27 protein-coding genes are annotated in these 23,613 nt (G+C 61.8%); 12 read left to right on the forward strand and 15 right to left on the reverse strand.

Annotated features, from left to right (window positions below; genetic code table 11):
- Positions 1 to 49 precede the first annotated feature (49 nt).
- Positions 50 to 808: a 5-oxoprolinase subunit PxpA gene (locus DK870_RS18190; RefSeq protein ID WP_060757218.1), complete on the reverse strand. Its 759-nt coding sequence runs from the start codon at positions 806 to 808 to the stop codon at positions 50 to 52.
- 121 nt (positions 809 to 929) lie between these two features.
- Between DK870_RS18190 and DK870_RS18195 the strand changes: the two genes are divergently transcribed.
- Positions 930 to 1,847 carry a LysR family transcriptional regulator gene (locus DK870_RS18195; protein ID WP_060757217.1) on the forward strand — a complete coding sequence of 306 codons (918 nt, stop codon included), beginning with the start codon at positions 930 to 932 and terminating at the stop codon, positions 1,845 to 1,847.
- Here the strand turns inward: DK870_RS18195 and DK870_RS18200 are convergent.
- Complete coding sequence (locus DK870_RS18200) at positions 1,844 to 2,740, reverse strand: LysR family transcriptional regulator (protein WP_161549331.1); 897 nt, start codon at positions 2,738 to 2,740, stop codon at positions 1,844 to 1,846. The two genes, DK870_RS18195 and DK870_RS18200, sit on opposite strands and share 4 nt — an antisense overlap.
- A gap of 106 nt (positions 2,741 to 2,846) precedes the next feature.
- On the opposite strand from DK870_RS18200, the gene DK870_RS18205 reads away from it, so the two are divergent.
- Entirely contained in the window at positions 2,847 to 3,605 is a 759-nt protein-coding gene (locus DK870_RS18205; protein ID WP_161549332.1) for an SDR family NAD(P)-dependent oxidoreductase, read from the forward strand.
- A 3-nt stretch (positions 3,606 to 3,608) separates the two neighbouring features.
- Here the strand turns inward: DK870_RS18205 and DK870_RS18210 are convergent, their stop codons facing one another.
- The gene (locus tag DK870_RS18210) at positions 3,609 to 4,460 is read right to left on the reverse strand and encodes an NmrA family NAD(P)-binding protein (protein WP_161549333.1); all 852 of its coding nucleotides are present in this window, start codon (positions 4,458 to 4,460) and stop codon (positions 3,609 to 3,611) included.
- Between the two features lie 112 nt (positions 4,461 to 4,572).
- On the opposite strand from DK870_RS18210, the gene DK870_RS18215 reads away from it, so the two are divergent.
- A complete protein-coding gene (locus tag DK870_RS18215) occupies positions 4,573 to 5,478 on the forward strand; it encodes a LysR family transcriptional regulator (protein ID WP_161549334.1) in 906 nt (301 codons plus the stop codon).
- A gap of 111 nt (positions 5,479 to 5,589) precedes the next feature.
- Here DK870_RS18215 and DK870_RS18220 read toward each other — a convergent pair whose 3' ends face one another.
- Complete coding sequence (locus tag DK870_RS18220) at positions 5,590 to 6,033, reverse strand: multidrug/biocide efflux PACE transporter (RefSeq protein WP_060757212.1); 444 nt, start codon at positions 6,031 to 6,033, stop codon at positions 5,590 to 5,592.
- A gap of 89 nt (positions 6,034 to 6,122) precedes the next feature.
- Here DK870_RS18220 and DK870_RS18225 point away from each other — a divergent pair, with 89 nt between their 5' ends.
- Entirely contained in the window at positions 6,123 to 6,977 is an 855-nt protein-coding gene (locus DK870_RS18225) for a LysR family transcriptional regulator (protein ID WP_060757211.1), read from the forward strand.
- 118 nt (positions 6,978 to 7,095) lie between these two features.
- Here the strand turns inward: DK870_RS18225 and DK870_RS18230 are convergent, their stop codons facing one another.
- The 4 genes from DK870_RS18230 to DK870_RS18245 are packed head-to-tail and all read right to left on the reverse strand — an operon-like array spanning position 7,096 to position 9,626.
- Positions 7,096 to 8,319: an RNA polymerase sigma factor gene (locus DK870_RS18230; RefSeq protein ID WP_161549335.1), complete on the reverse strand. Its 1,224-nt coding sequence runs from the start codon at positions 8,317 to 8,319 to the stop codon at positions 7,096 to 7,098.
- Positions 8,316 to 8,789, reverse strand: a complete 474-nt coding sequence (locus DK870_RS18235; protein WP_161549336.1) for an SRPBCC family protein — start codon at positions 8,787 to 8,789, stop codon at positions 8,316 to 8,318. The genes DK870_RS18230 and DK870_RS18235 overlap by 4 nt, the downstream gene beginning before the upstream one ends.
- A gap of 34 nt (positions 8,790 to 8,823) precedes the next feature.
- Entirely contained in the window at positions 8,824 to 9,168 is a 345-nt protein-coding gene (locus DK870_RS18240; protein ID WP_060754082.1) for a YciI family protein, read from the reverse strand.
- A 38-nt stretch (positions 9,169 to 9,206) separates the two neighbouring features.
- Positions 9,207 to 9,626 (reverse strand): nuclear transport factor 2 family protein, encoded by a 420-nt coding sequence (locus tag DK870_RS18245; RefSeq protein ID WP_161549337.1) that lies wholly within the window; start codon positions 9,624 to 9,626, stop codon positions 9,207 to 9,209.
- Positions 9,627 to 9,785: 159 nt separating this feature from the next.
- Between DK870_RS18245 and DK870_RS18250 the strand changes: the two genes are divergently transcribed.
- Positions 9,786 to 10,286 carry an N-acetyltransferase gene (locus DK870_RS18250; protein WP_161549338.1) on the forward strand — a complete coding sequence of 167 codons (501 nt, stop codon included), beginning with the start codon at positions 9,786 to 9,788 and terminating at the stop codon, positions 10,284 to 10,286.
- 59 nt (positions 10,287 to 10,345) lie between these two features.
- Here DK870_RS18250 and DK870_RS18255 read toward each other — a convergent pair whose 3' ends face one another.
- Entirely contained in the window at positions 10,346 to 10,828 is a 483-nt protein-coding gene (locus DK870_RS18255) for a GyrI-like domain-containing protein (protein WP_161549339.1), read from the reverse strand.
- A gap of 195 nt (positions 10,829 to 11,023) precedes the next feature.
- Here DK870_RS18255 and alaC point away from each other — a divergent pair, with 195 nt between their 5' ends.
- Positions 11,024 to 12,241 carry an alanine transaminase gene (alaC, locus tag DK870_RS18260; RefSeq protein WP_104994636.1) on the forward strand — a complete coding sequence of 406 codons (1,218 nt, stop codon included), beginning with the start codon at positions 11,024 to 11,026 and terminating at the stop codon, positions 12,239 to 12,241.
- Between the two features lie 86 nt (positions 12,242 to 12,327).
- Here the strand turns inward: alaC and DK870_RS18265 are convergent, their stop codons facing one another.
- Both DK870_RS18265 and DK870_RS18270 read right to left on the reverse strand, forming a co-directional pair.
- Complete coding sequence (locus DK870_RS18265; protein ID WP_060754087.1) at positions 12,328 to 13,680, reverse strand: GntP family permease; 1,353 nt, start codon at positions 13,678 to 13,680, stop codon at positions 12,328 to 12,330.
- An 84-nt stretch (positions 13,681 to 13,764) separates the two neighbouring features.
- Entirely contained in the window at positions 13,765 to 14,298 is a 534-nt protein-coding gene (locus DK870_RS18270; RefSeq protein ID WP_060754088.1) for a gluconokinase, read from the reverse strand.
- Positions 14,299 to 14,511: 213 nt separating this feature from the next.
- On the opposite strand from DK870_RS18270, the gene DK870_RS18275 reads away from it, so the two are divergent.
- The 4 genes from DK870_RS18275 to DK870_RS18290 all read left to right on the forward strand — a co-directional run bounded on the left by DK870_RS18275 (position 14,512) and on the right by DK870_RS18290 (position 18,409).
- Positions 14,512 to 15,543 carry a LacI family DNA-binding transcriptional regulator gene (locus DK870_RS18275; protein ID WP_161549408.1) on the forward strand — a complete coding sequence of 344 codons (1,032 nt, stop codon included), beginning with the start codon at positions 14,512 to 14,514 and terminating at the stop codon, positions 15,541 to 15,543.
- A 314-nt stretch (positions 15,544 to 15,857) separates the two neighbouring features.
- A complete protein-coding gene (locus tag DK870_RS18280; protein ID WP_161549340.1) occupies positions 15,858 to 16,097 on the forward strand; it encodes a DUF6124 family protein in 240 nt (79 codons plus the stop codon).
- Between the two features lie 237 nt (positions 16,098 to 16,334).
- A complete protein-coding gene (locus DK870_RS18285) occupies positions 16,335 to 16,967 on the forward strand; it encodes a glutathione S-transferase family protein (protein ID WP_161549341.1) in 633 nt (210 codons plus the stop codon).
- A 32-nt stretch (positions 16,968 to 16,999) separates the two neighbouring features.
- Entirely contained in the window at positions 17,000 to 18,409 is a 1,410-nt protein-coding gene (locus tag DK870_RS18290; protein ID WP_161549342.1) for an MFS transporter, read from the forward strand.
- Here the strand turns inward: DK870_RS18290 and DK870_RS18295 are convergent.
- Complete coding sequence (locus DK870_RS18295; RefSeq protein WP_161549343.1) at positions 18,403 to 18,825, reverse strand: hypothetical protein; 423 nt, start codon at positions 18,823 to 18,825, stop codon at positions 18,403 to 18,405. The genes DK870_RS18290 and DK870_RS18295 overlap by 7 nt on opposite strands.
- Positions 18,826 to 19,081: 256 nt before the next feature.
- Here DK870_RS18295 and DK870_RS18300 point away from each other — a divergent pair, with 256 nt between their 5' ends.
- Positions 19,082 to 19,594: a hypothetical protein gene (locus DK870_RS18300; RefSeq protein ID WP_161549344.1), complete on the forward strand. Its 513-nt coding sequence runs from the start codon at positions 19,082 to 19,084 to the stop codon at positions 19,592 to 19,594.
- Positions 19,595 to 19,678: 84 nt separating this feature from the next.
- On the opposite strand, the gene DK870_RS18305 is transcribed toward DK870_RS18300, so the two are convergent.
- Positions 19,679 to 20,548 (reverse strand): LysR family transcriptional regulator, encoded by an 870-nt coding sequence (locus DK870_RS18305; RefSeq protein ID WP_161549345.1) that lies wholly within the window; start codon positions 20,546 to 20,548, stop codon positions 19,679 to 19,681.
- A 96-nt stretch (positions 20,549 to 20,644) separates the two neighbouring features.
- Between DK870_RS18305 and gstA the strand changes: the two genes are divergently transcribed.
- Positions 20,645 to 21,241 (forward strand): glutathione transferase GstA, encoded by a 597-nt coding sequence (gene gstA, locus DK870_RS18310; protein ID WP_161549346.1) that lies wholly within the window; start codon positions 20,645 to 20,647, stop codon positions 21,239 to 21,241.
- On the opposite strand, the gene DK870_RS18315 is transcribed toward gstA, so the two are convergent.
- Both DK870_RS18315 and DK870_RS18320 read right to left on the reverse strand, forming a co-directional pair.
- Positions 21,196 to 22,611, reverse strand: a complete 1,416-nt coding sequence (locus DK870_RS18315) for an aromatic amino acid lyase (RefSeq protein ID WP_104994643.1) — start codon at positions 22,609 to 22,611, stop codon at positions 21,196 to 21,198. The genes gstA and DK870_RS18315 overlap by 46 nt on opposite strands.
- On the reverse strand, positions 22,608 to 23,612 hold the full coding sequence (locus DK870_RS18320) for an ornithine cyclodeaminase family protein (protein ID WP_161549347.1): 1,005 nt from the start codon (positions 23,610 to 23,612) through the stop codon (positions 22,608 to 22,610). Before DK870_RS18320 ends, DK870_RS18315 begins: the two co-directional genes overlap by 4 nt.
- Position 23,613: the final 1 nt, after the last annotated feature.

Raw genomic sequence — 23,613 nt, forward strand, 5'->3', positions numbered from 1 at the left:
CTCTTGGAATCATTGTAGAAAGGCAGGCAAAAAATAATCGGGCGTTTTTTTATTGTGGCGTTCTGACGATGATGCCCGCCTCGTCCAAGGCTTCACGGGTGGCTTCCACCAGCTCCAGGGCACCCGGGGTGTCGCTGTGCAGGCAGATCGAATCGAACTCGATAAACAGATCCTCACCTTCTACGGTACGCACCAGGTTGGTCTGACAGGCACGCAGGACGCGTGCCGCGACCGTTGCAGGATCGAGCGCACGCACCTGGCGGGTAAATACGATGGAGCCGCTCAAGTCGTATTCACGATCGGCATAAAACTCGCGCACCACCGGTTGCCCCAACTCCTTGGCCACTCGCCAGATCACCGAATTGGGCATGCAATACAACCGCAACGTCGGCTCGATGATTTGCAGGTTCTGCACCAGCAGCCGCGCCGCGGCTTCGTCGCGGGCCAGGTGCATATAAAGCGCGCCATGGGGCTTGATGTGTTGCAGGGTCAACCCTTGGGCGCGAGCCATTTCGCGCAGGGCGCCGAGTTGGTAGAGCATGTCATCCACCAGCTCCTGGGCCGGTGCGTTGATATGCCGGCGACCGAAACCCACCAGGTCGCGAAAACCCGGATGGGCACCGATGGCAACGCCCAGTTGCTTGGCACGCTCGACCGTACGGCGCATGGTGCCGGGGTCGCCGGCGTGAAAGCCGGTGGCGATGTTCGCCGAGCTGATGTAGGCCATCAACTGCGCATCGACACCGTCGCCAATGGTCCAGGGGCCGAAGCTTTCGCCCATGTCCGAGTTTAAATCCACTGCCTGCATCGGGGTCGCTCCGCCAAAAGATGATGGCTGAAAGTAGGCTGTGTCTTGACCCCTTGGGAAGATCTATTATCAGATGGCTCATCTTCTGAAAAACAGATAGCTCACTGCATTGGAGTGGCAGATGTCCCTGACCTTGCGCCAAGTCCGCTACTTCGTGGCCACCGCCGAGATCGGCCAGATTTCCCAGGCGGCGATTCACCTGAACATCTCCCAGTCGGCCGTGACCACCGCAATCAAGGAACTGGAGGCCATGCTTGGCGTGCAACTGTTCGTGCGCTCGGCCCAGGGCATGAACCTGACCGACGCCGGCCGGCACTTTCTCAACCGTGCCTACGTGATTCTGCGCAGTGTCGACGACGCGCTGAACAGCCCCTTGCCCGACTACCGCGCCAGCGGTGTGCTGCGCGTAGCCGCCAGCTACACGGTGCTGGGTTATTTCCTGCCCCACCACCTGCAACGCATGGAACACTGGCACCCGGACGTCAGCATCGAGGTCTTCGAGCAGGAGCGCCAGGCGATCGAACAGGGCCTGCTCGATGGCCAGTTCGATATGGCCGTGGTGCTCACCGCCAACCTCACCCATGCCGATATCGTCTCTGAAACCCTGTTCAACTCGGAACGCCGCCTGTGGCTGCCCAGCCATCACCCGCTGTGCGAACGCAGTGCCGTAAGCCTGGCGGATGTCGCGCAGGAACCCTACATTCTGCTCACCGTCGACGAGGCCGAACACAGCGCCATGCGCTACTGGGAACAGGCCCGGCAAACGCCCAAGGTGCGGCTGCGCACCAGTTCGGTGGAGGCGGTGCGCAGCATGGTCGCCAACGGCAGCGGTGTGGCGATCCTGTCAGACCTGGTCCACCGGCCGTGGTCCCTGGAAGGCAAGCGCATCGAAACCCTGACCGTCACCGATCCGGTCACCCCCATGAGCGTGGGCCTGGCCTGGCACCGCGAGCGTGCCTTCACCCCGCCGATGCAGGCGTTCCGCGATTACTTCCACGACGCCTTCCTGGCACCGCAGCAATTATCGGCACGTCGTTAATACCGGGCTTGCAGGATGGCCGCCAGCCAATCCATGAACACCCGCACGCGCAACGGCAGATGACGCTGGCCGGCGTACAGCAAGGACACGTCCAACGGTGGCGCCGGGTAATCCGGCAGCACCGCCACCAGCTCTCCACTGGCCAATAACTCTTCAATACCGAGGCGCGGCACCTGGATGATGCCGAATCCGCCCAGGCAGGCGGCCTGATACGCATCGGTGCTGTTGACGGTGACGCGCCCGGCCATCGCCACGCGCTCCACCTTGTGGCCCTGCTGATATTCGAAACCTGCCGAGCGTGCGCCCAAGGGCCTCACGTAATGCACCAATTGATGCTCGGCCAGGTCAGCCAGGGTCGTGGGCATGCCATAACGTTGCAGGTAGGCGGGGCTGACGCAGTTGACCATCGGCATGCTGCACACGCGGCGTGCGACCACGGTCTGGTCGGGTTGCGCGCCGACACGCAACACACAATCGAAACCTTCGGCAATCAGGTCGACCTGGCGGTCCGTACTGCTGATTTCCATCTCGATCAGTGGATGGCGCTCCAGGAATGCGGGCAGGTGCGGCAAGAGCATGTCGCGCGCCAGCACGTTGGGCAGGTCCACGCGGATACGCCCGGCCAGTTGCGTTTCATCCTGGCGAAACAAGCCTTCCAGCTCCTCCATATGGGCCAGCAGGTCCTTGCTGCGTTCATACAAGACTCGGCCGTCCTGGGTCGCCTGCACCTTGCGCGTGGTGCGCTGTAACAAACGTGCGCCGAGCAGTTCCTCCAGTGCCTGCACATGTTCGGAGACGGTGGAGCGCGGCAGGCCGAGGCTGTCGCCGGCCTGGGTGAAACTCGACAGTTCGGTCACGCGCACGAAGGTGCGCAGCAGCTCAAGTTTGTTCATGGGATTGTTCGCCTTATCCGGCCAGTGATTCCGGTATAGCGCTGTTTATCACGTTATGAACGGACAAATACACTTCCTCTCACTGATCACCTGAGAGGACATCACCATGACCCGTAAAATCGCACTGATTACCGGCGCCAGCCGCGGCCTGGGCAAAAGCGCCGCGCTGCACCTGGCCGCACAAGGCATCGACATCATCGGCACCTACCATAGCGCCGCCGCCGAAGCCCAAGCGGTGGTCGAGCAGGTTCAAGCCTTGGGCGGCCGTGCCGCCATGCTGCAACTGGATGTCAGCCGCAGCGACAGGTTCGAGGGCTTCGTCGGCGAAATCACCACTGTGCTCAAAGATGTTTTCGCACAGGATCACTTCGATTTTCTGATCAACAACGCCGGCATCGGCGCCCACGCCAGTTTTGCCGAGACCACCGAGGCACAGTTCGATCAGTTGGTGGCAATCCAATTCAAGGGGCCGTTTTTCCTGACCCAGAAACTGCTGCCGCTGATCCGCGATGGTGGCCGCATCATCAATATCTCCAGCGGCCTGGCGCGGTTCAGCCTGCCGGGGTATGCGGCGTATGCTGCCATGAAAGGCGCGATGGAAGTCCTCACCCGCTATCAAGCCAAGGAATTGGGCGGGCGTGGCATCAGCGTGAATGTCCTGGCGCCCGGCGCCATCGAAACCGATTTCGGCGGTGGCGCCGTGCGCGACAATCAGGCGCTGAATGCGATGGTCGCCCAAAACACCGCCCTGGGCCGCGCCGGCCTGCCGGACGATATCGGCGGGGCCATTGCCAGCTTGCTGGCCGATGGCAGCCACTGGATCACCGGCCAACGTATCGAAGCCTCGGGCGGCATGTTTCTGTAAGGTTCAAACGCCGCTGCGTTGCACCCACTCGCCAAGCACCGTGCCCAGTTCGACCGTGCCTTGGCGAGGGGTGCCTTCGAATTCGATCCAGCCTTCGTTAAAGCCGTTGATCATCTGAATCCGCGGTAGCGGGTTGCGCATGCCTTGGCCGCTGAACAGTGCATGCCAGGTCGCCTGGGGAACCGCTTCTACGTCGACCGGTTTGCCGAGCACGCGGGCGAATTCGGCGGCCAGCTGGTACGGGGTGATGCGCTGCGGGCCTTCCAGTTCCACGATACGCGGGCTGGGTTCCAGCAGCAGTTCAGCCGCCACGCGTCCGACATCCGCCGTGGCAACCATCGGCACCGGTTTGTCCAAGGGTTGCAGGAAACTTGAGATCCGCCCTGCCACCGCCGCCTCGACATCCCACGATGCATTTTCCATGAACCAGCCGGGGCGCAAAAACGTCACCGGCAACTCCAGGCTGCCCACCGCTTCCTCCAGCAGGTGCAGTTGGTTGAGCAGGTTCGGTTGCGTGGCCTGGGCGCCGATGGTGGACAGGCATACCACCTTGCCAGGGCGTGCGCACGCCAGGGCCTGACGGATGTTTTCCACCACCCGGCGGGTTTCCGGAAAGCCCGGCGATGGGTCGAAATTCGACGGCAGCATGATGAACACGCCCGTCACCCCGGCGAAGGCTTCCGCCATGGCTTGCGGGTCATCCACCTCCGCCACGGCCACCTCACAGCCGCGCGCGGCCCAACTGACGCCCTTGTCGGCGCTGCGCACTACGGCGCGTACCGGCTGCCCAGCGGCGAGCAGTGTGCGGGCAACGGCTCCGCCGACTTTTCCAGTGATACCTGTGACTGCATACATCAGTGTTCTCCCCTGCAAAGGCGACTCGTGTCGCGATGGGGAAATTATCCTGCGCAACCGTAGGATTCTTCGATAGCATCAGTGTCATTGCATACCTGACGGAAAATCATCAATGAGCTTTGATCCGAGCCTGGCCGGTGGCATGGGCGTGTTGGCGGCGGTGGTCGACAGCGGCAGCTTCGCACGCGCTGCCGACAGCCTGGACATGACGGCCTCCGGTGTCAGCCGGGCGATTTCGCGCTTGGAGAAACGCCTGGGTATTCGCCTGTTCGACCGCACGACACGGTCGGTGCAATTGACCGATGAAGGGCGACGTTTCTATCAACACATCGCGCCTCTGCTGGCGGGCCTGGAAGAGGCGGCCAGTTCGGCGGCCGACAGCGCCCTGACCGTGCGCGGGCGCCTGCGGGTCAATATCGACCCGTATTTTTCGCGGCTGGTGCTGGGCCCGGTGCTGGGTGACTTCATGCGCCGCTACCCGCAATTGAAGTTGGACCTGCACACCCGCGACCAACTCGGCGACCTGGTGGCCGACGGTTTCGACCTGGCGGTTCGCTTCGGCATCCCGCAATCCTCCTCGCTGATCGCCCGTCAGTTGATGGAGGTGCGGGTGCTCACCGTCGCCGCCCCCGCTTACCTTGAACAGTACGGCCGACCTGCCGTGCCCCAGGATCTGGAACACGGCCATATGTGCCTGGATTTTCGCGACTCACAAACCGGTCGCCCATTTGCCTGGGAATTCCACCGCCCCGGCGAGCGACTGACCGTGCGTACCGATGGTCGCTTGGTGGTCAACGATGCCAGCACGTTATACAGCGTGTGCGAGCACGGCCACGCGGTGGCCCAGATGCTCGACCTGGGCCTGGCCCCGGCGCTCAAGGCCGGCAGTCTGGTGGAGTTGTTTCCCGACTGGCCAGACGAGCGTTTTCCGCTGTACGCCTACTATCCGTCGCGGCATTTGCCCGCCGCCAAGGTGCGGGCATTCTTGGACTTTGTCGGCTCGCTTACTTGTCTGTAGGCGCTCGCTTGTTGTGGCGAGCAAGCTTGCTTGCGCTGGGGTGCGAAGCGCCCCTGAAAGCGGGCGCCAGCTGCGCTGTCGTACGGGAGCAAGCTCCCTCGCCACAGCATGCTAGCTCCTACATGGGATAGCGTTTTTGTTGCGGATTTTTTCCCGAATGACGTCATACCCCCAGTGATACACATAGGTGTACGGCAGGAAGAACAGCAGTACGCCGATGTCGAGCATGAACGCCTGCATCAGGCTGATGTTCAGCCACGCCGCGATCAACGGCACCGCGACGATAATCAACCCGCCCTCAAACAACAGCGCGTGCAATACCCGCGTCCATGCGCCGCCGGCCAATTGCAGGCGAACCTTCAGGCGGTCGAACAGGCTGTTGAAAATGATGTTCCAGGTCAGCGCCAACAGGCTCAGCCCGAGGGTCACCGCGCCCATTTCCAGGGCCGGCCGGCCGGTGATCCACACCAGCAGCGGTGTGCAGATCAGCAAGGCCAGCCCCTCAAAACCCAGGGCTTGACCGATACGTTCAGTAATCGACTTGGTAGGGTGCATAACCTGCGCTCCGTGAATGACGATGGTTGCGATAATCCCGCATCGAACCGATACTTCATAACCAATAACCATCGACAAAGGCGATAGTCATGGCCTCCAATGAAGTGCTGCAGGCGTTTGTGCAAGCGGCCACCCAAGGCTCGTTCTCCGCTGCGGCGCGCAAGCTGGGCAAGAGCCAGTCCACCGTCAGCGCGGCGGTCGCGAGCCTGGAGATTGATCTGGATGTGGTGCTGTTCGATCGCAGTAGCCGCAAGCCGACGCTCACGCCTGCCGGCCATGTGCTGCTGCAACGGGCCGAGCAGGTGCTGGAAGCCAGCAGTCGCCTGGAAATGGCCGCCAATCAACTGGCCCAGGGGTTGGAGCCCAAGCTGAGTATCGCCATGTCCGATACCTACCAGTCCGACCGTTTCGAGGTCGCCCTCAGCGCGTTTGAACAGCGCTACCCGGACCTTGAGCTGGAATGCCTGATCGCCGAATGCGAAGACCTGATCGCCTTGGTGCAAAGCGGTCGGGCCCAGATAGCGTTTATCGAGCACCAGGAGGTGTATCCGCCGGACCTGACCCGTGCGCCCGTGGAAGAGAGCACGGAAATTGCCCTTTTCGTGTCACCGAAACATCCACTGGCCGGGCTCGACACGCTGACCGCGCACGCCCTGCAACAACACCGCGAATTGCGCCTGGCAAGCATCATCAACCCGAATGAAACCCGTGCCAACGGCCGCGTCTGGTCGGCTCCCAGTTACCTGATGCTATTGGAGATGGCTCAATTGGGCTTCGGCTGGGCACCGATTCCGCGCTGGCTGGTGGAACGCTTTGGCGGCGGGCAATTGGTCGAGCTCAAGGCCCGCGGCTGGCCGCGTTCGGTGGCGGTGGATGCGCTATGGTCACGCCACCACCCGCCGGGCCCTGCCGGGAGTTGGTTGTTGGCCAAGATGTTGGAATGATATTTCCCACCCAATAAAAATGTGGGAGGGGGCTTGCTCCCGATAGCGGTGGGTCAGTCACCCAATACTGTGACTGACACCCTGCTATCGGGAGCAAGCCCCCTCCCACATTTGATCTTTATCGCGCAAGGGATTCGAGGTTGGCCAGGCGGTTTTCGAGGAAGCGTTTCTCGGGGATTTGCTGGGTCAGTGACAGGGCTGTTTCATAAGCCGAACGTGCTTCTTCCACCCGCCCCAACTGTCGGTAAAACTCCCCCCGCGCCGAATGCGCCAAGTGGTAATCCAGCAGCTCTCCACGCGCCAGAATCGTCTCGACCTGCTGTAGCCCCGCCCCCGGCCCCTCGCACATCGCCACCGCTACGGCGCGGTTCAACTCGATCACCGGCGACGGCACTTGCCGAAGCAATACATCGTAAAGCCCGACAATCTGCAACCAGTCGGTGTCCTCGGCGCTGGCCGCCTCGGCGTGCACCGCAGCAATCGCCGCTTGCAGGCAGTATGGCCCGAAACGCCCGGTGGTCAGTGCCTGTTCCACCAGCGCGCAGCCTTCAGCGATCAAGGAGGCGTCCCACAAATCGCGGTCCTGCTCCTGCAACAACACCAACTCACCCGCGGCCGAGGTGCGCGCCGCTCGGCGGGATTCATGCAACAGCATCAACGCCAGCAAGCCCATGACTTCTGGCTCCGGCAGCAACTGCGCGAGCAGGCGCGTCAGGCGGATGGCTTCGCGGGTCAGCTCTTCGCGGGTGAGATCGGCGCCCATGGACGCCGAATAGCCCTCGTTGAACACCAGGTAAATCACCTGCAATACGCTGTCCAGACGTTCGGGCAACTCCGCCAAAGACGGCACCTGATAGGGGATTTTCGCTTCACGAATCTTGCCCTTGGCGCGCACGATGCGCTGGGCGATGGCGGTGGGCGAAGCCAGAAAAGCGCGGGCAATTTCCTCGGTGGTGAGGTCGCAGATCTCACGCAACGTCAGCGCCGCCTGGGCATCGGCCGCCAACGCCGGGTGACAGCAGGTGAAGATCAGGCGCAGGCGATCGTCTTCCACGTCTTCCTCATTCCAGTCAACCGCTTCCAGCGCGTCAGCCTGCTCCTGCAGTAAGGGGGTAAACCGGGCCTGGCGGCGCAGGCGGTCGATGGCTTTGAAGCGGCCGGTGGAGACCAGCCAGGCACGCGGATTGTCCGGCACACCGTCCTGTGGCCAGCGCTGCACCGCGACAAAAAACGCTTCGTGCAGGGCCTCTTCGGCGAGGTCGAAATCACCGAGCAAGCGAATCAGCGTCGCGAGTACGCGCCGTGATTCGCTGCGGTATATCGCCTCGATCGGCAGCGTCAATCGGTCATGCCCTGGGTCACCAGCGTCACCAGGCGGTCCAGGCTCTGGCCCCAGCCATCATGAAACCCCATGGCCTCGTGGGCCTGTTTGTCTTCAGCATTCCAGTGCATGGCGCGAGCGGTGTAGCGGGTTTTACCGTCGAGCTCTTCGAACGTGACCTCGGCGGTCATGAACGGCTTGCCTGAGGGAATCCAGCCAGGCATGAAGGCATCGGTAAACACCAGCCGGTTGGGCGCATCGATTTCCAGGAAAACGCCCTGGGTTGGATACTCACTGCCATCCGGGGCACGCATGAGGGTGCGAAACAGGCCACCGACCCACAGGTTCATTTCGCACTCGGGGGTGGTCATGCCATGCGGTCCCCACCATTGTTTCAACAATTCAGGCGTGGTCCAGGCGCGGAAGACACGACTGCGCGGGGCGTCGATCACGCGGCTGATGGACAGTTCGAAGGGAGCTTGGGTACTCATCGCCAATCCTCTTGGGTTTTTATGATTATGCTGGTCAGAGTTTCAATTCACGCACGGGACGCACTTCCACACTGCCGACCCGCGCCGCCGGAATACCGCCGGCCACCTGGATCGCGTCGTTCAGGTCCCTGGCGTCGATCAGGTAGAACCCGGCCAATTGCTCCTTGGTTTCAGCAAACGGCCCATCGGTGATCGACAACTTGCCATTGCGCATGCGCACGGTAGTGGCGGTGGTCACCGACTCCAGAGGCTCGGCGGCAAGCATGCGGCCGCTGGCCTGCACGGACTGCGCGTAGGCGAAACACTCCGGGTCCTGGGGGCTGTCCGGCGAGCTGTGCAACACCTGTTCGTTGCTGTAGATCAGGCAGAGGTATTTCATGTGCGTCTCCATTTGCGGACTCATGACTATAGTTCGGCTCAAGGTTTCAGCTCGAACAAGGCGACGCCGCTTTGCATATCGAAGGGCGCCGACCAATGCTCATGCACCACCTTCCATTGGCCATCGAGGCGCTGGTAACCGGCCGTCACCCGCATCCAGCACGCCTTCACCACGCCATCCGGCCCGGCACCGCCGCAATGCGCCAACCAATGGGCAAAGGCGCTATCCGCGGCTTCTACAATGCGCAGTTCATGAAACTCGAAAATACCCGGGCCGGGGCAGTGCTCCATGCACGCTTCCCAGTGGGCGCGATAGGCGGCCTTGCCCTTGAATTGCAACGCGGCAACGGCGTCGAACGAGACAATATCGTCGGCGTAAAAGCTGACAATTTTATCGATATTCCGGGCAAGCACAGCTTGCTTCCATTGATCGATCAGAGCGTGGATGGCAGTGCTCATAGTGATACTCCTGTTTTGTGGGGAGAGGGGTAAACATCACGAAGGACACCCTTAGTCGAATCAGCCCTGGCTCAATCGACAGCCCGCTGAAAAATAATTTAGCCGCCTGCAAACCCGTTAGAATCCGCGCCTCTCTGTAGTCTTTGGGATGCACCGCCAATGGAAACCCGCCTTGTCCCCTATGAGACGTTGAGCCTTGTGCAAAAACAGCAGCTCAATGCCCTGCAAGTGCATCCCGAGCAGTTGGCATTTTCCGGCGACATCGGCTGTGCGCTGAACAGCCTGCTGGTCAATCCCAACCCCGCCGCGATCAAAGGCTTCGCCCTGCTTGCCGACGACCGGCCTGTGGCCTTCATGCTGCTCAAACGCCCACCGTGCCTGCCTCATTGGGCTGATGAACACAGCGCCACGCTGCACGCCTTGCAAGTGGATCGCACACAGCAAGGACGCGGCTTCGGCAAGGCATGCCTGCACGCGCTGCCGGCAGCGGCGATACGGGCCTGGCCGCAGATCAAGGGCTTGGAGTTGTCGGTGGACACGAACAATGTGGCGGCGATGGGGTTGTATCGGGCGGCTGGATGGGTGGATAGCGGAGAGGCCTACAAGGGCCGGGCTGACTATGAGCGCAGGTTGAGATGGACGTTCAGCCCGTCGATGTAACGTAAACATGACTGTTTGACGGCCAGGTCATGTTTACGTGACATCGATTCACTGCCGTTTCAGGACTTGGTTTCAACCGGCAACCAGATCTCCACCGTCCCCGTGCCCTTGCGCACATCGAAATCCGCGCTATAGCGCTCGAAATCCGCCCCGGCCACCTTGAAGCCCGAGTGCGGCAACCACTCGAACATAATGCGCTCATAGGTCTGCTCAAGCGCTTGCACCGGGCCGTGGTGCGAGAATACGGCGTAGTGATGCGGGGGAATCTCCAGGGTTTCGAAGTTGCCCGGCGCGTCGCCCTTGCTCGGGACTTCCACCCCGGCCATGTAATCGAACTCGCCGTGGTGGGGGTTATGACATACCCCATAGGTCACACAGCCAACGCGCTTCTTGATGTCCTTGATGCAGCTATCAAACAGCTCCCACAACTTGGGGATATCCCCCACGGTAGCTTTTGAATAGCGCCCCTGCACACCCGCAATCACCAGCGCTTTGCCGTCCTCCATGCGTGGCTCGAGCGGTTGTTTTGTCTGCTGATCCATACGAACAGTCTCCTTCTTGTGAGGGAACAAGCCCGCATCGAGTATAGGGGTATATCCGCGCTGCACACCATGCAGAAAATTTTCCTACGCATCTGGACAACCGGCCATCATCAACCGTATTGTCTGCCCCGCAGGCCACCGCAGTGGCCGACGTCGCTCGGACGGTTCCGGGCGCTTACGTACCTCGAGGCAACAATGGCAGACCAAGGTTCGCCGCGCCGCTTTGCGCGCATAGATCGACTCCCCCCCTATGTTTTCAATATCACTGCCGAGCTGAAGATGGCTGCGCGTCGGCGCGGCGAAGACATCATCGACTTGAGCATGGGTAACCCCGACGGCCCCACTCCACCGCACATCGTGGAAAAACTGGTCACCGTCGCCCAGCGTGAAGACACCCACGGCTACTCCACCTCCAAAGGCATTCCGCGCCTGCGCCGCGCCATTTCGCGCTGGTACAAGGACCGTTATGAAGTGGACATCGACCCCGAGTCGGAAGCCATTGTCACCATCGGTTCCAAAGAGGGCCTGGCGCACTTGATGCTGGCCACCCTGGACCAGGGCGATACCGTGCTGGTGCCCAACCCAAGCTACCCGATCCACATCTACGGTGCCGTGATTGCCGGCGCCCAGGTGCGCTCGGTGCCGCTGGTGCCCGGCGTGGATTTCTTCGCCGAACTGGAACGCGCGATTCGCGGCTCGATCCCCAAGCCGAAAATGATGATCCTGGGCTTTCCGTCCAACCCCACCGCGCAGTGCGTGGAGCTGGACTTCTTCGAACGCGTGATCGCCTTGGCCAAGCAGTACGACGTGCTGGTCATCCATGACCTGGCGTATGCCGACATCGTCTACGACGGCTGGAAAGCCCCGTCGATCATGCAGGTGCCGGGCGCCAAGGACATTGCGGTGGAGTTCTTCACCCTGTCCAAGAGCTACAACATGGCCGGCTGGCGTATTGGTTTCATGGTGGGTAACCCGGAACTGGTCAGCGCCCTGGCGCGTATCAAGAGCTACCACGACTACGGCACCTTCACCCCGCTGCAAGTGGCGGCGATTGCCGCGCTCGAAGGGGACCAACAGTGCGTGAAGGATATTGCCGAGCAGTACCGCCAACGCCGCAATGTGCTGGTCAAGGGCCTGCATGAGCTGGGTTGGATGGTGGAAAACCCGAAGGCATCGATGTACGTGTGGGCCAAGATTCCCGAGGCGTATGCCGCCATGGGCTCGCTGGAATTTGCCAAGAAACTGCTGCTGGAGGCGAAGGTATGCGTGTCGCCGGGGATCGGCTTTGGTGAGTATGGGGATGATCACGTGCGCTTTGCACTGATCGAGAACCAGGACCGGATTCGCCAGGCCGTGCGCGGGATTCGCGGGATGTTCAGGGCGGATGGGCTAGCCCCGAAAACCGGCGCCTGACTCGGTCAAAATGTGGGAGGGGGCAAGTCGAATCGTCGCACCGCCCCTCCCACATGTGCATTCGGTTTAACCCCAAGTTCTGGGGTTTAGACCACCAGCGACAACAGCATGATGAAGATCAACGCCACCACCGACAGGATGGTTTCCATCGCCGTCCAGGTCTTGAACGTTTCAGCCACGGTCATATTGAAGTACTGCTTCACCAGCCAGAACCCCGCATCGTTGACGTGAGACAAGATCAACGAACCCGCCCCCGTCGCCAACACCAGCAGCTCACGGTTGACCCCTGGGATCATCCCGACCACCGGCACCACGATCCCGGCGCCAGTAATCGTCGCCACGGTTGCCGAACCGGTTGCCACGCGAATCACCGCCGCCACCAGCCACGCCAGCAGAATCGGATTGATCTGCGCAGTCACCGCCATATGGCCGATCACGTCACCCACGCCGCTGGTGACCAGCATCTGCTTGAAACCACCACCGGCACCGATGATCAGGATGATCGCGGCGGTCGGAGCCAGGCTAGCGTCGAGCAGCTTGAGGATCTGCTTGGAACCGATGCCCTGGCGATGGCCGAAGGTGTACAGCGACAGCAGCAACGCCAGCAACAACGCCGTGATCGGGTGGCCGATCATGTCCATCCAGTTGCGAATGGCATGGCCATCCGGCAGGGCGATGTCGGCGAAGGTTTTGAGCAGCATCAGGAACACCGGCAGCAGCACGGTGATCAGCGTGACGCTGAAGCTGGGCAGCGACTTGTTGTCCGTCTCGCGGGCCAGTTGGTCGACCAACTCCTGGGACGGGTTGCCGGGGATGTACTTGGCGATGAACGTACCGAAGATCGGGCCGGCAATAATGGCCGTCGGCAATGCGACGATCAGGCCGTAGAGGATGGTCTTGCCGATGTCCGCGCCAAACACGCCGATGGCCAGCAACGGACCCGGGTGCGGTGGTACCAGGCCGTGCACCGCCGAGAGGCCGGCGAGCAACGGGATGCCGATCTTGATCAGTGAGACGCCGGTACGCCGGGCGACGATAAACACCAGCGGGATCAACAACACAAAACCGATCTCGAAGAACAGCGGGATGCCCACCAGGAACGCGGCGAACATCATGGCCCACTGCACCTTCGCCTTGCCGAAGGCACGGATCAGGGTCTGGGCGATCTGATCGGCGCCACCGGATTCGGCCATCATCTTGCCGAGCATGGTGCCCAGCGCGAGGATGATGCCGACAAAGCCGAGCACCCCGCCGAAGCCGTCCTGGAACGCCTTGATGATCTTGTCCACGGGCATGCCCGAGGTCAGGCCGAGGAAACCTGCGGCGATGATCAACGCGATAAAGGGGTGAACTTTGAACCGGGTGATCAAGACGATCAGTCCGATAATGGTGACCACTGCATCTAGCAGCAGGTAGGACTCGTGGGACATGCCAAACATGGGGGGTCTCTCCTGTTTGTTGTTGTTATTAAAGCGGGTGTTGAATTTCCTGCCGGGGATAGCGCTATCTTTTCCGGCAAAAAATTAATGAGTAGGTTCAAAGCCGTGTTGCAGCCACCAGGCATGGGTCTGCCGGGCCAGGGCCTCGACGCTGTCTTCACTGGCGTTGAGCGCCAGGGTCAGCGGTTCGCCCTTCGGCGACTCAAGGGTGGCGAACTGGCTGTCGATCAGGCTGGCCGGCATGAAATGCCCGGGGCGATGGGACACACGGTCGGCGGCCACGGCCCGGGTCAGTTCCAGGAACACAAAACCCAGGCCCGGCGCGGCTTCGCGCAGGTGGTCGCGGTATTTCTTTTTAAGCGCCGAACAGGTGAGCACGGGATGCTCGCCGGCCTTGAGTGCGCGGCGCAGTTCATCGCAGAGGATGTCGAGCCAACCGGCACGGTCGTCGTCGTTGAGAGGGTGGCCGGCGCTCATCTTTTCGATGTTGGCGGCAGGGTGAAAGCTGTCGCCTTCAATGGCGGTGGCGCCGTTCAGGCGGCACAGGGCCTCGCTGACGCTGGACTTGCCACAGCCGGAAACACCCATGATGACCAGGGCGGTAACAGGTTGACTCATGAAACACCTCAGGACGCAGATAGCGCTACCTTTGCACGCTGTAAGGCTAGTGCAAAAACAGGCTTTTCCCGCGCCGTCTTGTCTTTTTTTATGGAGTGACGCGTGCATCCTCTCCAGCGATTTGAACGGGATCAGGCAACCCTTCGTTCAAGCATTTGCAGCCTTTTGGAGACAGCGCTACCTTAGTGCCTCGATTTTTGTTTGGCAAGCCGCCTGATGACCTCCAAGAACGATAAAAAAATGCGTACCACGGGTCGCCCGACCCTCAATGAAGTCGCCCGCCTGGCCGGCGTCAGCCCGATTACCGCCTCGCGCGCGCTGCGCGGCATCAGCACCGTGGCCACTGAACTGGTGGAAAAAGTGCAACACGCCGCCAGTGAACTCAATTACGTCGTCAACCCCGCCGCCCGCGCCCTGGCCTCGGCGCAAAGCCATTCGGTGGTGGTGCTGGTGCCGTCGCTGTCCAACCTGTTGTTTATCGAAACCCTCGAAGCCATCCACCAGGTACTGCGGCCCAAGGGCTTTGAAGTACTGATCGGCAACTCCCATTACTCGCGCGATGAAGAAGAAAACCTGCTGCGCAACTACATGGCCTACCAGCCACGGGGCTTGCTGCTGACCGGCTTCGATCGGACTGAAAGCGCGCGACGAATGGTCGAGGCCAGCCATGTGCCTTGCGTCTACATGATGGACCTGGACCCGCACGCCGGCGTGAACTGCGTGGGGTTTTCACAGTTGGCGGCCGGTGAAACGGCGGCCGCGCATTTGCTCTCCCGCGGGCGCAAGCGCCTGGCCTACATCGGCGCGCAGCTGGACCAACGCACGTTACTGCGCGGCGAAGGCTTCCGCCGCGCACTGCAACAGGCAGGCCTGTACGACCCGGCGCTGGAGCTGCTGACACCACGCCCTTCCTCCGTGGGCCTGGGCGGGGAGCTGTTCTTGCAGATGCTGGCAAGCCATCCCGATGTGGACGCGATCTTCTTCGGCAACGACGACCTGGCCCAGGGCGCGCTGCTGGAGGCCCTGCGCCACGACATCAAGGTGCCGGAGCGCGTGGCGGTGCTGGGCTTCAACGACTTGCCGGCCTCATCCTTCATGGTGCCGCGCCTGAGCAGCATCAGCACCCCGCGTGAGGCGATCGGGCGACGTGCAGCGGAGCATTTGTTGAGCATCATGGCGGGCAACAAGATCGCCAAGCCGGTGGTGGATATGGGGTTTGAATTACAGGTGCGGGAAAGCACGTAGGACGCCTGTAGGACACGGCCGACATTGCGCCAGGCGCCTTGCCCGGCTGCCTACGCTTAGGTCAGAATCCGCCGGCTTGTGCGCCTGGAAGGGGGTCTCTAAGGTTTGCCGGTCGCTGAATTTCTCGGTGACCGGGTTTAGTAGCCCATGTTCGGACTTCTCAGTGCACAAGCCTCAGCGAAATGTTTGATGGCGGCTGTGCGTAGGGCACCCTTGGGTGCGCCGGCTTTGGAGTCCACCGGTCTACTAACCTGCGTACAGCTGCCACCCTCGTTTAGTAGCGAAGAGGCGGTGGCCAATTCCTGGACTATCCAATGATCAAAGAAATCGATACGCCGCCAACCACCCTCTTCACCCTCATCCCCGATGTCCCCACCGAAACCCTGCTGATCAACAGCTACGAAACCGTATGCTCCGTCAGCACCTTGCTGCTTGACCTGTCCGATGACCTTGAAGGCAAACACCGCGATGTCGCCCTGGCCATCCACCAGCTCAGCGAACTGAGTGTGTTGCTGGTGGGCAAAGCCATGGACCAGCACACACACCGCTACTGACACGCCCTTTGTAGGAGCGAGCTTGTGTGGCGAGGGAGCTTGCTCCCGCTGGAGTGCGAAGCACTCCCAGACCGGTTGACGAAGTGTATCTGACACATATCGATCGCACGGTTTGGGGCCGCTTCGCAGCCCAGCGGGAGCAAGCTCCCTCGCCACGACAAGCTCGCTCTACAGGGTATTGCTTACAAATTGTTTCGTCGTGCTAGATTGGCCTCTCTCCACTGCAAGGGAAGCACCATGGGACACTCACTGAAAATCCTCGGCCGCACGTCCTCCATCAACGTACGCAAAGTACTGTGGACCTGCCAGGAACTGGGCATCGACTATGTGCGTGAAGACTGGGGCATTGGCTTCAAGCCCACTCAAGCCGCCGAGTTCCTCGCCCTCAACCCCAATGCCCAGGTGCCGGTGCTGATCGATGACCACGGCGTGCTGTGGGAATCCAACACCATCTGCCGCTACCTCGTCGGCCTGTACCAACGCCATGACTTGCTGCCCGCCGACCCTGCCCCCCGCGCCAGGGTGGAGCAATGGATGGACTGGCAAGCCACCGAACTCAACCCATCCTGGGGTTATGCGTTCCATGCCCTGGTGCGCAAGAACCCGGATTACCAAGACCCGCAACGCCTCAGCGCCGGCGTGCAGGCCTGGAACGACAAAATGGGGCTGCTGGAACAGCAACTGGCCAAAACCGGTGCCTACGTGGCCGGTGATGAATTCACCCTGGCCGATATCCTCATCGGCCTCTCGGTGCATCGCTGGTGGAACGCGCCGCTGGAGCATCCGCCCTACCCTGCGGTCGCGGCCTACTACCAGCGGCTCAGCCAGCGCCCAGGCTTCCAGGCCTATGCGCTCGACGGTCACAACTGATCAATCACGCCACGACGTTCGGAACCACGCCCATGCATTCACCTTCCGCCACCGACGGTATCGACCCGATCCGCGCCGCCCACATCAGCGCGCGCATCGACCGCCTGCCTGCCGTGGCCAGCATCTGGCGCCTGGTGGCGTTGCTGTCGATCGGTGGTTTTTTCGAGCTGTATGACCTGTTCCAGACCGCCTACATCAGTCCTGGCCTGATCAAGGACGGCCTGTTTGCCACCGGCAGCGGCGGCGTGTTCGGGTTCTCCGACCAGGCCGCGTTCGCCTCGGCGACCTTCCTCGGCCTGTTCCTCGGCGCCAGCCTGCTCAGCCCCATCGCAGACCGCTTCGGGCGACGGGCGATCTTCACCTTTGCATTGATCTGGTACACGGTCGCCACTGTGTTGATGGGCATCCAGACCTCGGCGCTGGGCATCATCTGCATGCGCTTTCTGGTGGGTATCGGCTTGGGCATCGAGCTGGTGACCATCGATGCCTACCTCTCGGAACTGGTGCCCAAACGCATGCGCAGCTCGGCGTTTGCCTTCGCGTTTTTTATCCAGTTCCTGTCGGTGCCGGCGGTGGCATTGATGTCGTGGTGGCTGGTGCCCCAGGCGCCGTTCGGGGTGGCCGGTTGGCGCTGGGTGGTGCTGTCGAGCGCGGTGTTTGCACTGTTTATCTGGTGGTTGCGTAAACGCTTGCCGGAATCACCCCGCTGGCTCGCCCAGAAAGGTCGATTCGAACAAGCCGATGCAATCATGGACAGCCTGGAGGCACGCTGCCGGAAAGACCACGGCAAACCGCTGGACCCACCCGAGCCCGAGGCGGTCAGCGTGCAAGGCAGCGGCCGTTTTGCCGATATCTGGCAACCGCCCTACCGCCGCCGCGCCTTGATGCTGATTGTGTTCCATGTGTTCCAGGCCATCGGCTTTTTCGGTTTCGGCAACTGGTTGCCGGCGCTGCTCTCGGGCCAGGGCGTCAGCGTGACCCACAGCCTGATGTACGCCTTCATCATCACCCTCGCCTACCCGCTGGGGCCGTTGCTGTTCGTGAAGTTTGCCAACCGGTTTGAAAACAAATGGCAGATCGTCGGCTCGGCCCTGGGCGCGATGCTCTTCGGCAGCCTGTTCGCCCTGCAGACCACGGCGGTGGGGCTGGTGCTCTGCGGGGTGATGATCACCTTCTGCAATGCGTGGCTGAGCTTCAGCTATCACTCGTATCAAAGCGAGCTGTTCCCCACCAACATCCGTGCGCGCGCCGTGGGGTTCTGCTACTCCTTCAGCCGCTTGTCCACGGTGTTCAGCAGCCTGCTGATCGGGTTTATCCTCGAACACCTGGGCACACCGGGGGTACTTGCGTTCATTGCCGGCAGCATGTTGATCGTGATGCTCACCATCGGTGGGTTCGGGCCTCGTACGCGTAACCTGGCGTTGGAGAATATTGCTCACTGATCAGCGGGTTGGACGCTAGGAGCATAGAGCACACGAAACGAACCTTTGATCGTCTGAGCGGGTTGACTGATTGAAGAGCCCTCAAAATCGGCACGCAGAGCACCCGCTTCGGCGAGGCAACGCATCTGCCCTTCGTAATGGGTAGTTTTTATTCCCCCAGGAATCTCGTGCGAGAACATTAACCCGGCCTGTCCCTCTTTTTCGGGATTCTCGACCAGCGTGTAAAATTTTGTGGGGTCGAACTCAAATGTGCTGAATACAGTCAGAGTCGGCAGCCCCTCCTTTGTAGTCCCCATGATTTGGTAATAGCGGCCCGAATAGAAGTGTGTCGCCTCCTCAGTATGAAAGGGTTTGGATTCGTCCGAAAATTGAGCCTTCACATAGACGCTACCAATAGGGTCTCGTTTATCAGTCATTTCATTTCTCCTTGTCCCGGATTAACAACACAGCTGATTCAACGGCAAGTCGAAGCGGTTGAATACTGTGAAATCCCACAGAGAAACGTTTCAGCCAGACAGTCCCCGGCCATTGCCAGTCTGCGGCAACGAATGACCGCTGAACGGACGAAGATTGCCTCTTGGATAAGGCTACGCCCCATAAAACCCGGCCCGTCGCCCCCGGCACACTATTTGCTCCAGCTGTGGCACCGAACATTTGCACAGGTGAGCGATCATGCTGGTTAACAACAACGCCCAAGCCGTATCGACGATCCAACACATCAAGCGCCCCGACATGGACCCCGCCAACGCGGCCGCCAGCACGCTGTACAGCGGCGCCCTGCAGGCGGCGCAGCAAAGCGTGACGGTGCCGGCCGCGCAGAAGGACCTGGACAAGGCCAATGACCGTATCGATGAAGCCTTCGCCAAGACCCGAGTACAGCTGCAGGCCACCACCGCAGCGACGAGCGCGACCTCTGACGTGCCGGCCACCGGGTCGACCGGCAAGACCGCCCGCGAAGACTTCACCGACTACATGAGCAAATCGCCGGCCGAACGCATCCGCGAACAGCTCCTCAAGGAGCAGGGTTTGACCGAAGAGGATGTGCAGAAGCTGCCACAGGAAAAGCAGGACGCGATTTCCAAGGAAGTGGCTGAGCGCATCAAGCAACAGCAGGATCAGCAGGTAGCGGCGAAAACCGCCGACCCACAGGTGCAGGCGGTGAAAGAAACCCTGGCGGCGATCTAAGCCGCACATCGTTGCGTGTAGAAGCGAGCTTGCTCGCGAAAAACCTCAACGATAACGCGGGCTTGCTGGATTGCAGGACGCGGTTCAGTTAACCAGCATGTTCAACAAAGCCTGCGCAGCAGCACCCGGCTCCCGGTTCGGCGGCCCCACCAGGCAGAACTCACGCTGTACCGGGGCCTTGAGCGGCATCACGCGCAACCCCTGGCGTTGAGCCGGCAGGGTCATTTCCGGGACCAGCGTGACACCAATCCCTTCGCGGACCAGGCTGAAGGCGCTGCTCCATTCGCGCACTTCCACGCGGGCATCGCGTAACGCCAACCCGGCCTCGGCGCTCAGGCTGCCGGCGTTGACGGTGCAGCCGCCAGTGGCGAGTACAAAGGGTTGTTCCAGCAATTCCTCCAATGTCACCACCGCTCCGACCGGGCGCCGGGCCAGTTCATGCTGCGCGGGCACCACCGCTGCCCAATGGTCGCGCCCCAACACCGTGGCCTTGCGCTCGGGCTTGGGGTTGAGCACCACGCCCAAGTCGATCAGCCCGGCGTCAAGCAAGGTATTGACCTCGTCATCCGTGACTTCCAGGGTGGTGACCTCGATGCCGGGATACAGCTGCTTGAAACGCTGCAACAACGGGCTGAGAAAGGTCTGCAGCACGATGGGGAAACTGGCAATGCGCAGTGTCCCACGCAACATGGGCCGGGCTTCATCGACGGTGCTGCGAATCGCCTGCAGCGCGCCCATCATGACTCTCGCCTGTTCGATCACACTCATCCCCAGTGCCGTGGGCAGCGTCTTGCGCGGCTCACGGGTAAACAGTTGCGCGCCCAACGTCGCCTCCATCCCGGCCATGGCCTGGCTGGCGGCGGACTGAGTCATGCCCACGCATTGGGCAGCGGCAGTGATGCTGCCATGGTCGGCGACAGCGACCAGCAAGCGCCAGTGCATCAGGTTCATCATGACAGTAGCTGTCCTTATGGCAGGGCTCTGAAGGTTTAATTTTACGCACGGTGCCATGCCCGTGAAACTGGCGCAAATCCCACGGAGCTGTCCCCGATGAAACTGTATTACGCCCCCAACGCCTGTTCGCTCGCCCCGCATATCGTATTGCGCGAACTGGCCCTGCCGTTCGAGTTGGTGCAGGTCGACAACAGGGCCAAGATCACTGCCGACGGCGAGGACTTCCTGCAGATCAACCCCAAGGGCTACGTGGCTGCGCTGCAACTGGAGAACGGCCAGGTACTGACCGAAGCCAGCGCGATCCTGCAATACCTGGCCGACCTGAAACCCACGGCCGGCCTGGCTCCCGCCAATGGCAGCTGGGAACGCGTGCGTTTGCAGGAATGGCTGAACTTTACCGCCAGCGAAATTCATGGCGGGCTGGGCGTGTTCTTCAACAGCGCCATCCCGGATGACGTGAAGGCGCTGTTCAAGGCCACGCTGCTCAAGCGCCTTGCGATTCTGGTGCACACCCTGGCGCGTCGGGATTACCTGCTGGGCACCCGATTCTCGGTCGCCGATGCCTACCTGTTCGTGGTGCTGCGTTGGGCGGCCCTTCACACTATCGAGCTGAACCCGGTACTGCAGGCGTTCATGCAGCGCGTGGGTCAGCGCCCGGCGGTCGTTGCCGCACTGGCAATCGAAAATCCATAAGTCGAAATGAAGGCACTCAACACCCGCACATCTGCCGAGCCTGGGCGATCCTGGTCCAGATGGGCCACCTGGCTGCGCACGGTGTCATGGATCTGCCGAGTGCCCTGCCCCAGCCGCAATTCGCCGCGCAGATCCACCGCCTGCGCGGCAACGATCAGTTCGATACTGGCCAGCCACAACACCCGCTCCGTCAACTGGCGGGTCTTGTCCACGACGGCCAGGGCCTGCCCTGCGTAGTCCTCGACGCGATCCGCCACCGGCACAGTCACTGCCGGCAGCGGGTTGGCCAAATGCCCGATCTGCGCCACCAATGCCGAACTGGTGCGCTGCAACGCCGCCATACCGACATGCCCCGGTCGAGCGATCAAGAATCGCGGCAGATCGCTGGAGGCAGGCGACAGCAATTTGGCAATGCGCTCAGCGCTGCACGCCGCCGCTCGATTCAGGGCCAGGCCCAGGCTTTCGGCGGCCAGCGCCAGGTGGGTGCTGTCGAAGTTCGCGGTGGCCAATACCAGCGCCTCTTCGCTGATCAACGCCGGATTGTCGGCACCGCTGCGCAGTTCCAGTTCAATCAGTTCATGCAAGGGGTGCAACGCCTGCTGCGCCGCCCCTTGTACCACCGTGGCACAGCGAAAGCTCAAGGGGTCTTGCAGGCGGCGCGGACTGTCCGCCAACTCACCGCCCGCCAGCAGTTGCAACAAGGCCGCCGACTGCTCGGTTTGCCCCGGTGCCGGCCGCAGGCGCGAGGCCCACGGCTGGAAGGGGCTGAGGTTGGCCCGGTAGCCTTCGCAGGACAACGCCAGCGCGGCCAGCAAAGCCTCTAACGCCCGCTGCGCCTGCGCCACCAGTAACGCGCCCAAGCCGACACTGGCGGCATTGGCGGAGACCAGCGCCAAACCATCTTTACCGGTCAGGGGCACCGACAGCGCCAGGCTCAGGTGCGCCAGCGGCGCCAGGTCGCTCTCGCCCAGCGAGCCGATCAACGGCACATCCGGCTCGACACCGCTATTGAGCAACGCCAGTAAAGCCTGCGCCGCGCCCGGCGAAATACCTGAACGCCCCTGGGCCAACCCGGCCAGACGCGCCGCCATCATTGCACGCAACTCCTGGCGATTGGCAAGGCGCCCTACCCCCACCGCGCGTCCCAGCGGAATGTTCGCCTGCACGGGGGCGACCAACGTATCCACCGCTGCGCCAAGGCCGGTGTTCACCCCATAAATCGGCGTGCCTTCAGCCGCCAGTTTCACCAGCAGGCGGTGGCCTTCATCGATGCGTTGGCGGGCCTGCGCGGTGAAATCCGCCTCTGCATCCTCGCGGGCAATCGCCAGCAAATCCGCAAGTGACAGACCTTGGGGGCCGAGATGAATCATGCCCAACGCAACCGCTGGCCAAGCCCCAACTGCCTGGCTTTTTCCAACAGCGCATGGCCCAGCGCGATATCACTGAGGCTCAGGCCACGGTGCCAGAACAGGATGGTTTCCTCGGGCGTTTCCCGGCCGTTTTTCAAGCCGGCCACGATCTGCCCCAGTTCGGCATAGAGGGTCTGGGCGCTGAGTTTGCCGGCGTCCACATGGGCACGCAGCGAACCAAACAGGCCGCCTTTACACTGGCCCCAATCGTCCACCACCAGCTTGCTCATGATGTCGGTGAGCGACAGTTCCACCGCGCTCATGGTGCCGTAGGGCACCACAAACGCGCCGGGCTTGATCCAGTCGGTGCGCAGCAACGGTTCGGGCTGATCCAGGCGAGACGCCTCGACCACGATATCGGCGCCACGCACGGTGGATTCCCAATCCTCGGTGACGATCACCGGTTTGCCCAGGTCCTGGCGCAGGCGTTCGGCAAAGGCTTCGCGACTTTCACTGCGCCGCGAATGCACGCGGATTTCGTCGAAGTCGAACAGGTGGTCGAGCAGGCGCACATTCCAATACGCGGTGCCACGCGCACCGATGTGCGCCAACACTTTGCTGTCGGGCCGGGCCAGGTACTTGGCGCCGATGGCAGTGATGGCGCCGGTACGCATGTCGGTGATCGCCGAGGCATCGAGGATCGCCTTGGGAATCCCGGTAGCCGGGTCCAGCAGGTTGAGGATCGCCAGTTCAGAGGGCAGCCCCTTGCGATAGTTGTCGACAAAGTCACCCACCACCTTGACGCCCGCGTAGCCGATATCGCCGCCCAGTACACCGCGCAATACGTTGAAGTGACCGTTGATCTCGCCGCCGGGAATCAGGTGGGTACGTGGCTCAATCACCGCTTCGCCGCGGCCCTGGATCGCCAGGCTGGCTTCAATGGCGGCAAGGATTTCATCGTTGGTCAGGCCCAGTTCGTCGATATCGAGGCCGTTGAGAAAATCAATGTAGATCGGTTGCATG

It is taken from the genome of Pseudomonas sp. Q1 (assembly GCF_009935975.1).
In the GTDB taxonomy this organism is placed as follows: domain Bacteria; phylum Pseudomonadota; class Gammaproteobacteria; order Pseudomonadales; family Pseudomonadaceae; genus Aquipseudomonas; species Aquipseudomonas palleroniana.

Bases quoted from the DNA above. Each gene is read 5' to 3' on its own strand.
- DK870_RS18315 (WP_104994643.1), bottom strand. From the start codon at position 22,611: ATGATTCATCTCGGCCCCCAAGGTCTGTCACTTGCGGATTTGCTGGCG.
- DK870_RS18240 (WP_060754082.1), bottom strand. From the start codon at position 9,168: ATGAAATACCTCTGCCTGATCTACAGCAACGAACAGGTGTTGCACAGC.
- alaC (WP_104994636.1), top strand. From the start codon at position 11,024: ATGGCAGACCAAGGTTCGCCGCGCCGCTTTGCGCGCATAGATCGACTC.
- DK870_RS18205 (WP_161549332.1), top strand. From the start codon at position 2,847: ATGACCCGTAAAATCGCACTGATTACCGGCGCCAGCCGCGGCCTGGGC.
- DK870_RS18210 (WP_161549333.1), bottom strand. From the start codon at position 4,460: ATGTATGCAGTCACAGGTATCACTGGAAAAGTCGGCGGAGCCGTTGCC.
- DK870_RS18235 (WP_161549336.1), bottom strand. From the start codon at position 8,789: ATGAGTACCCAAGCTCCCTTCGAACTGTCCATCAGCCGCGTGATCGAC.
- DK870_RS18250 (WP_161549338.1), top strand. From the start codon at position 9,786: ATGGAAACCCGCCTTGTCCCCTATGAGACGTTGAGCCTTGTGCAAAAA.
- DK870_RS18295 (WP_161549343.1), bottom strand. From the start codon at position 18,825: ATGACTGATAAACGAGACCCTATTGGTAGCGTCTATGTGAAGGCTCAA.
- DK870_RS18285 (WP_161549341.1), top strand. From the start codon at position 16,335: ATGGGACACTCACTGAAAATCCTCGGCCGCACGTCCTCCATCAACGTA.
- DK870_RS18280 (WP_161549340.1), top strand. From the start codon at position 15,858: ATGATCAAAGAAATCGATACGCCGCCAACCACCCTCTTCACCCTCATC.
- DK870_RS18190 (WP_060757218.1), bottom strand. From the start codon at position 808: ATGCAGGCAGTGGATTTAAACTCGGACATGGGCGAAAGCTTCGGCCCC.
- DK870_RS18225 (WP_060757211.1), top strand. From the start codon at position 6,123: ATGGCCTCCAATGAAGTGCTGCAGGCGTTTGTGCAAGCGGCCACCCAA.
- DK870_RS18245 (WP_161549337.1), bottom strand. From the start codon at position 9,626: ATGAGCACTGCCATCCACGCTCTGATCGATCAATGGAAGCAAGCTGTG.
- gstA (WP_161549346.1), top strand. From the start codon at position 20,645: ATGAAACTGTATTACGCCCCCAACGCCTGTTCGCTCGCCCCGCATATC.
- DK870_RS18270 (WP_060754088.1), bottom strand. From the start codon at position 14,298: ATGAGTCAACCTGTTACCGCCCTGGTCATCATGGGTGTTTCCGGCTGT.
- DK870_RS18320 (WP_161549347.1), bottom strand. From the start codon at position 23,612: ATGCAACCGATCTACATTGATTTTCTCAACGGCCTCGATATCGACGAA.
- DK870_RS18265 (WP_060754087.1), bottom strand. From the start codon at position 13,680: ATGTTTGGCATGTCCCACGAGTCCTACCTGCTGCTAGATGCAGTGGTC.
- DK870_RS18290 (WP_161549342.1), top strand. From the start codon at position 17,000: ATGCATTCACCTTCCGCCACCGACGGTATCGACCCGATCCGCGCCGCC.
- DK870_RS18195 (WP_060757217.1), top strand. From the start codon at position 930: ATGTCCCTGACCTTGCGCCAAGTCCGCTACTTCGTGGCCACCGCCGAG.
- DK870_RS18305 (WP_161549345.1), bottom strand. From the start codon at position 20,548: ATGATGAACCTGATGCACTGGCGCTTGCTGGTCGCTGTCGCCGACCAT.
- DK870_RS18255 (WP_161549339.1), bottom strand. From the start codon at position 10,828: ATGGATCAGCAGACAAAACAACCGCTCGAGCCACGCATGGAGGACGGC.
- DK870_RS18200 (WP_161549331.1), bottom strand. From the start codon at position 2,740: ATGAACAAACTTGAGCTGCTGCGCACCTTCGTGCGCGTGACCGAACTG.
- DK870_RS18220 (WP_060757212.1), bottom strand. From the start codon at position 6,033: ATGCACCCTACCAAGTCGATTACTGAACGTATCGGTCAAGCCCTGGGT.
- DK870_RS18300 (WP_161549344.1), top strand. From the start codon at position 19,082: ATGCTGGTTAACAACAACGCCCAAGCCGTATCGACGATCCAACACATC.
- DK870_RS18215 (WP_161549334.1), top strand. From the start codon at position 4,573: ATGAGCTTTGATCCGAGCCTGGCCGGTGGCATGGGCGTGTTGGCGGCG.